This window comes from Segatella salivae DSM 15606, assembly GCF_000185845.1.
Classification (GTDB): domain Bacteria; phylum Bacteroidota; class Bacteroidia; order Bacteroidales; family Bacteroidaceae; genus Prevotella; species Prevotella salivae.
The window spans coordinates 2947745-2954892 of sequence record NZ_GL629647.1; the positions used below are offsets into that span (position 1 = coordinate 2947745).

Here is a 7148-nt window from a genome sequence, read left to right on the forward strand (position 1 = left end):
CTGCTTGCGGGCTTCCCGCAAATCGCTTTTTAAAGGTTTTGACGCTTGCGGGCCTCCCGCAAATCATTTTTTAAAGGATTTTGCGCTTGCGGACTTCCCGCAAATCATTCCGCAAAGGGTTTGATATTTCCGCGCTTGGCGAAAGTCATTTCCCGAGTGGTTTGGCGTTTTTGCGTACGCCGAATTGATTTGTTCTACTTTTAGATTGATAATTTATTCGTGTGTTTGGAGTGCTTGACGTGTAATAGTTTGTTTTTTATTAATTTTAGTTCTATATCTGCTTAGAAAATGCACGTAATTGAAACTCCTTGTTGAAATACTTACAAAAAGATGTGGATTAATTTTGATATTATTTACAAAAACCGTATCTTAGAGGTCGAAAATATCACGTAAAACGAGTAACCTTCGAATACATGAAATTTAAGATTATTTTTCGAATAGACCGCAGTCTGGGTGATTGTTTGCCAATCAACTATCAGTATGAACAATCTGCGGTTATATATAAGATTTTGTCGAATGCTGATAAAGCTTATTCGGCATGGTTGCATGATAATGGCTTTCAGCTTGATAATGGAAAGCATTTCAAGTTGTTTTGCTATTCGCGTTTTCAATTTGAGAAATATCGTATTTTGCGAGATGCTCAGTGTATTAATATAATAGGAGATAGGATTGAATGGTATGTCAGTTTCCTGCCCGAGAAGAGTACGGCAGAGTTTGTGCATGGCTTGTTTGCCAATCAGCATGTGGTGATTGGAAATAGGGTGTATCGGGTAGCTATGGATGTGGTTGGCGTTGAAGCTTTGTCTTCTGTGACGTTAGAAGAAACGATGACTTTTCGTGTAAACTCTTCTATCTGTATTCGGGAGAAGAGAGATCATGGGGTGCAATATCTCTCTCCTTTAGACAATCATTATAAGGAGGGCTTGTTGAAGGGGCTTCTTGCACGTTATGAATCGTTTTATGGTCATCCTTTTACGGGAGATGTTTCTTCATTTGGGTTTGAGTTGCTGACTCATAAGCCAAAGTCTGTCCTTATTACCATCAAGGCTGATACTCCCGAGCAAACTCGCGTTCGTGGCTATCGCTATGATTTCCGCTTGAAGGCTCCGATAGAATTGATGAAGATAGCTTATGAGGGTGGTTTGGGCGAATTGTGTTCTCAAGGTTTTGGATTTATAGAAATGATGTAAATGTGTATGCAAGTAAATTTAGATTTATCTGTTTTAAGTGAACTTCCTAAGTTAACAGAGAAAGTAACTTTGGGAATTCAACCATTGGCACCTTTATCAATGGTGAGTGAGATGCCTGGATCATATTATAAGAGTATGAGGTTTCCTAATCAAAAAATGATTTGTGGCTTATTTGAAAATATTTTAGGTTGGCATATAGATCTTCCTTTGAGGATATCTATTTTCAAAGCTTATAAATCGATCAGAGAAACGCAAGGACTTGAAACAGTTAATTACGTGTCAGGTTCAACATATCTTCCTCTTCTTATGGATTATTTTTCAATAGTTGAAAAACCAAGAATCAAGTTGCAGCGCTATTGTATTTATAAGGATCTGTGGAGTAGAAATTATAGACGGGAAAATGCTTTTGTTCATTTGGATGGCAGTCGGAATTTAGATATTAATATTATAACGGAGAAAAATAATTTGTATGAAGATTTGCTGTATAAAATTAAGAATAAGGAGTTGGATAAGTTGGGAGCAAATAGTAAAAAGGAAGCCTGGATAAAAAAGCATATGGGCGGAATCCCTTTTTTCTATACAACTCCCACTTCTCGTGAATTCATAGTCATGGAGGGTTCCTTTGAATTTTCGTTATTGATTGATAATCGTTTGCTTGGACTATTGCATGACCATCTGAGTTGTAATAATATTGGATATCTTGGTACAAGTGAAGGTTGGGTAAATATAACATTAGAATGAATATGAAACATCCATACATTAAATATGCACAAGCACTTCTTATTGAAGAGAATAACCTTGAAAGCATAGAGGATATTACGCATAATCATATCAAGCAAGAATTGGCAAAAGGTTTGGATACTTTTAGCTTGAAACCGATTAAAGATTTTGTCGGTAAGGAAAAGGTAAAGTACTCTTTCGTCAGTGAAAAGAATGATGCAAAACACTTTGTCTACTTGTCTCCAAATATCATCTCAACAGAGATGAAAGCCTCGAATATATATAAATTTCTTAGAAAGGATATAGATGAAGACTTACAAAAATCTTGTAAAGTTTCACAATCTGTTATGCCTATAGTAGGAGAGTACTGTACTTTTTCTAATAAAGGAATAGTAGGACGGGGAAAACCAACTTCAACGATTTATGAAGAATGTCTTGCTGCAATAACAACTGTAACTACTTTGAAACCATGCTTACAATCTGGGAAAGAGAATATATGCATCATTCCTGATTTGGAAGTAGAAAATCTGATAGATTTTATCAAGCTTTTCAAAAGGATTTCTTTGGTGAATTCTGAATCAGACTTAATGGAAGGAGTTGTTGTTAAAACATCTAAAAGGGGGAAAGGAAAAGATATTTATATTCCTAAGCGTCCAAAAATCTTTAGGGGAAATTTTCCTAATGCTCCTCGAAGTCCTGCTTTATGTAGCGTAGCTCTTTTAGGAACTATAGGGGAGATGGTAAAAAATAGCGATACCTCTTTGTTGGCAAAGCGAGTTATTAAATGCTTGGAGAATACTGATATCTATACTGTGAGCTATGGTAATGCTTCTGTATTCACCTATAATCATTATATAATACAGTTGGCAAGTAAAGGAAGTCTACGAAAGATTGTAGATAGTATTTATTGGTGTAATCTGTATAAGTATGTTGATAGAGAGAAGTATAATCCTAATGAAGTCGTAGAAAAAACGAAAGACTATGAAGTGTTCGATTTATTTGCAGGAAGATTTCTTCAGTTATTTAATAGACCAGCCTTCAAGGATTTTCTCTCTTTTAGAGCAGAGTATCCAGCGGATTTAAAGTTATTATTAACGACATATTTTGAAAATATGGAAAAGATAGATGCTAAAGTTGTAGTTTCAGCGAAGGAATTAGGTTCCTGGTTGAATGGTGTAGCGTATAGAGCTGCAAAAAAAATGTTGAGAGAAGAAGGGAAATCTAGTGATGAAGAGTTGCGAAAGACAAAAGCTAAATTCCTTGTAGAGCTGGAAAGTTCTGCTTTTGCAGCTAAAAGCGGAGATGCTTTGATTGCTCAAGTAATAACGCGAGCGGGGCGCTTGTCTGGTTCTGATGCACCTTCTGAAGCCTCTTTATTTATGGAACAGGCAATAAGTGGAGAACTTGAGTTGAGTAAGGCTAAAAACTTATTGATTTCTTTTTCAAGGTTGCGGAAAGAGCAAGATATACAGCGAATTGTAGAAGATACTGAGCAGAATAATGAGTCTATAGAAAATGATTATTCAAATATTTAAGTTAATATAATTGTTATGGTTATAAAAGGAATTTTAGTGTCATCTTTGGCTCCATTTGAGAACCATATGGCAAACAATGGTGAAAAGTTATTGGGGAATGCTTCTTCTATAAAGAGAAGGCCCGATGGATGTGTTTATATTTCGGGGCAAATGCAACGCCATGTACTATTTACAGCTATGGCTCGTCTTAATGAAGCTGATCCTAATAAAGGTAAAACTTTTGTGTCTAATGGAGACGGAGTTACAAATAAGATAGAAAGCGATTTAAGAGCAGATATGGGTGGATTTATGCATCCATCTAAAGGAGATTATTCAGGCCGTAGGACGGCTCCTCTTTCTGTTACGCCAGCAATTGCAATGTCTGAAAGTGAGGTTGGAAGGGATTTATTGGTTAGATTAAAAATTGATACTAATAGTGAATCAAAAGAGCAGGCATTGGCTACGAAAGAATTTAGCCAATATGATTTAATGAAGATGAATTTTTTCTTAGATGTAACATCTTTGAGTATTCATAAGGGCTTTGTTTACGAAAATGGATTTAATGTTGCAGCTGCCTATTCTAAACATGCTTCAGAGGTAGAAAGGAAACGTAGGGCAAAATTATTTAAGGGGCATAAAACGAAATGTAACAAAATGGAAGATGATAGAAAATGACTATATACGTTGATATTCAATCAGTTAGGACGAAATTAGAGAAAGGCGACTTGCAAAACGAAATGTTACATTGCGTTACATTCGTGTTACATTTAGGGGCTTATTTGAACAGTGTTTGAAGCATAAATGTTACATGGGTGAAAAATAGGGCTACATGAGACGGCGTTTTGATTGAAGACGGGTAATTTATAACATGAAGGCGATAGAGGACGGCACAGGCGAAGGAAAAGGCTTTGTCGGGTGATTTGAGAATGTTTGAAGTATGGCAGAAGCAGTTGCATCCTGCCTTTTATTTTGTCGCAAAGAATAAAATATAAGTCATTGAAATATCGTATATAATTATTATTTTGTATATTTGCAGCAAAAAGAAGTAAATATGACTAAGGTAATACATGTGCAATTGATGCAGGGACGAAAGAACTATTATTTCGGTTCTATTCCTGCGATTTACAGCGTTTTAACGGCTGAGGAGATAGGGATAAAGCAGTGTTCATTAGAACGCGTAGGGTTGAGCAAGGGAGGCGTTGTACTGAATAAAAAGGCATGTATCAGGGCAGGCGAACTTATACGCTCTAAGGCAACAAAATAAGGATGCGTTTGAACAGCTAAAACGCTGATTGAACGACACTTGAACGGTTTTCGACACGTATTTGAACGGTCGGAAGCCGTTTTTCCATTTTATAGGGTCTTTAAACGGGTGATTTTAGGGCAAAAAATGGGATTGGAGTGACACTTGGGGTGACGATTGGGGTGACAGTGCAAAACGAAATGTATCGATTGGGGTGACATTAGGGGTGACACTTTTAACATAAATAGAATTGAATTAGCCCCCCTCACATTAACCGAATATTGTTGATTACGTTCGTTTTTGTCGTTTTTACCCCCTCCCATATTCCAAAGGTATAGGGTTTATTACCATCTATTTGTAAGTGGAAAATTTGTAAGACGCCCTGTTTATCGAGTTTTTTAGCTATATTTGCGGTGTTAAATCATAAAAAAGCGTGCGCGTGGCGCATAAGGAGGGCAATATGGAACAGACATTTAAGATTAGTGATGAGCAGTGGGAGCGTTTGAATGATACAACGTTTAGAATTGTACTGGAGCGTTCAGATAAGCTGGTTGCAAGTTCACTTGAACAGCTGCGCAAGTCTACAGATCGCGCCTATACCCTTTTTGGTTTCCTACTTACTGTTTTCTCAGGAATAACCGCTTACTTGATTAGGTGTGTGGATATAACTGTTCTGCTTCCGTGTGTTGTATTGTGGTTGGGGTGTGGTATAGCTACTGCATTGATGTTTTCCAAGTCGATATTGGTACACCCTTTTATCCATCAGGGAAACCAGCCACGTTATTTAATCACCAAAGAGCTTATAGATGCTTATAAATCGAATGGTGCATACCAGCACACGCTCTTGGTGTCTGCTATAGAAGAAAATCAATATTGCTACGACTACAATTCAAACATATTGGAGAAGCGTGCAAAAGTAATTAAATGTGTGATGAAAGTTATAAAGGCAACCTTTTTAATGGTTGCCGTTATAACCATACTCGTTAAACTGGCTGAATATCTGAACTGCCCTTGGGTAACAATTATTTTGTGTAATTCTGTACATTAATGATATTCCCGAGGCTATCCATGGAAAATACTTGGTCGCAGACTATTAGTGCATTAAAAGCATTTTTAGCACGATATCTGTGTCTTACAGAATATTCACCTTTGTCAGTTTCAATGATTCTGCTCCACTCTATCGACTGATAACTATTAGGGTCATTCAGAGTATTTTTTAGATAGTTTGCAACTGGGACAACAGTTCCATTGGATTTTACTTCAATCTTTGTATGAGGAAGCATATCTTCTTCTGAAGGAGCACTACACTTTTTAAATCCCCACACTAAAATGTTTATCGCGATAATAGCAAAGATTATCAAAGTAATACACCCTGTAAATTTTTCCTTGAGAGTCATCTCTTCCCATTTTTTGTTTTCTTTCATATCTATATAATATTAAGATAAATAATATGTGTTCACACAATGCAGTTAATCTGCACGGAAGCCTTGACAATAGCAAGAGCTGAGATGCGATGAAAGTCAATGTCTGTGTACGTCTATTTCGGAGTGCTATTCGAGGTTTACGTGCCCTATAACGAGTGCAATGCCTGTAATTTCATCCTTGGGGATATCGAAAGGAGGATATTGTATATTCTCGCTCACTGCAGAGAGCGAGTTTGCGGTAGTGCCTGGCATAAGTCGTTTGATGAGCAGTCCTTGTTCACGTGTTGCGATGACGTGCGGTCGATTCCACTGTATGAAACCGGAGTTGTGAATGATGGTACATCCAACGATATCACCTGCATTATATTTAGGTTGCATAGAGTCGCCTGTTACTTCAATCATAAAGTCGACATGCTGTCTTCTCCATTTTGGAATAACATAATACTCTTTTACATCGCTTTCGGTTATTGCAAAGTCGGCGTTGCCGAATCCTGCAGCAGCCTTTTGTGATACTAAAGGTATCAACTCATGTGTGAAATGTAGCGCATCAAGACATCGGAAAGCCTCAGGGATTCTATCTTTTGCTGTTGGTGTGCTCAGTTGCGCTGTAACTTGTGACTCTTGAGTAGCAGCTTTAAGCATGGGGCCATTACCTGTGAGGAGCCATTCTGTAGAATACATGGGATAATTTTCAACAAGAGACTCTATCCATTTGGCTTGTATGTCTGTCCCTTTCGCTATAGCACGTGATAAAACGCCTTTACTGGCGCCTATTTTCTTCTCCAGCGCGCCGATAGTTATCCCCTCTTGCTTGGATAATTCCTCTATTCTTGATAAAATTTTGCACATAAATTGAAAATTATCTCCTAAAAAATTTGGATAGTTGAAAATTATCACTATCTTTGCAACATGTTTAATACATAAACATCGCGTCAAAAATACAAAAAAGGGGCGAGAAACAAGAATGTTTAATTAAAAAATATAGGAATATGAAAACTTACTTCTACGCATCTTACAAGTTAAATGTGAACAAAGCAGACGTTTGTACGATTATTGG

8 protein-coding genes are annotated in these 7148 nt (G+C 37.1%); 6 read left to right on the forward strand and 2 right to left on the reverse strand.

Translation table 11 applies throughout. From position 1 onward, the window contains the following. Positions 1–413 precede the first annotated feature (413 nt). The 6 genes from cas6 (at position 414) to HMPREF9420_RS11545 (ending at position 5715) form a co-directional block, all read left to right on the forward strand. Positions 414–1190 carry a CRISPR-associated endoribonuclease Cas6 gene (gene cas6 / locus HMPREF9420_RS11520; protein WP_007135888.1) on the forward strand — a complete coding sequence of 259 codons (777 nt, stop codon included), beginning with the start codon at positions 414–416 and terminating at the stop codon, positions 1188–1190. Between the two features lie 6 nt (positions 1191–1196). After that, positions 1197–1931 carry a type I-PGING CRISPR-associated protein Cas5p gene (gene cas5p / locus HMPREF9420_RS11525; protein ID WP_248628114.1) on the forward strand — a complete coding sequence of 245 codons (735 nt, stop codon included), beginning with the start codon at positions 1197–1199 and terminating at the stop codon, positions 1929–1931. A gap of 2 nt (positions 1932–1933) precedes the next feature. Continuing rightward, positions 1934–3445, forward strand: coding sequence for a type I-PGING CRISPR-associated protein Cas8c/Csp2 (cas8c, locus tag HMPREF9420_RS11530; RefSeq protein ID WP_169309707.1), 1512 nt, complete (start codon positions 1934–1936; stop codon positions 3443–3445). A 15-nt stretch (positions 3446–3460) separates the two neighbouring features. Continuing rightward, entirely contained in the window at positions 3461–4099 is a 639-nt protein-coding gene (gene cas7p / locus HMPREF9420_RS11535; RefSeq protein WP_007135891.1) for a type I-PGING CRISPR-associated protein Cas7/Csp1, read from the forward strand. 376 nt (positions 4100–4475) lie between these two features. After that, entirely contained in the window at positions 4476–4688 is a 213-nt protein-coding gene (locus HMPREF9420_RS11540) for a hypothetical protein (RefSeq protein ID WP_004378073.1), read from the forward strand. Between the two features lie 439 nt (positions 4689–5127). After that, the gene (locus HMPREF9420_RS11545; RefSeq protein WP_147625678.1) at positions 5128–5715 is read left to right on the forward strand and encodes a hypothetical protein; all 588 of its coding nucleotides are present in this window, start codon (positions 5128–5130) and stop codon (positions 5713–5715) included. Here the strand turns inward: HMPREF9420_RS11545 and HMPREF9420_RS11550 are convergent. Together HMPREF9420_RS11550 and HMPREF9420_RS11555 are read right to left on the reverse strand one after the other, a co-directional pair. Beyond that, positions 5690–6091: a hypothetical protein gene (locus tag HMPREF9420_RS11550; protein ID WP_007135893.1), complete on the reverse strand. Its 402-nt coding sequence runs from the start codon at positions 6089–6091 to the stop codon at positions 5690–5692. The genes HMPREF9420_RS11545 and HMPREF9420_RS11550 overlap by 26 nt on opposite strands. 126 nt (positions 6092–6217) lie before the next feature. Continuing rightward, the gene (locus HMPREF9420_RS11555; protein WP_044078953.1) at positions 6218–6940 is read right to left on the reverse strand and encodes a S24 family peptidase; all 723 of its coding nucleotides are present in this window, start codon (positions 6938–6940) and stop codon (positions 6218–6220) included. Positions 6941–7148: the final 208 nt, after the last annotated feature.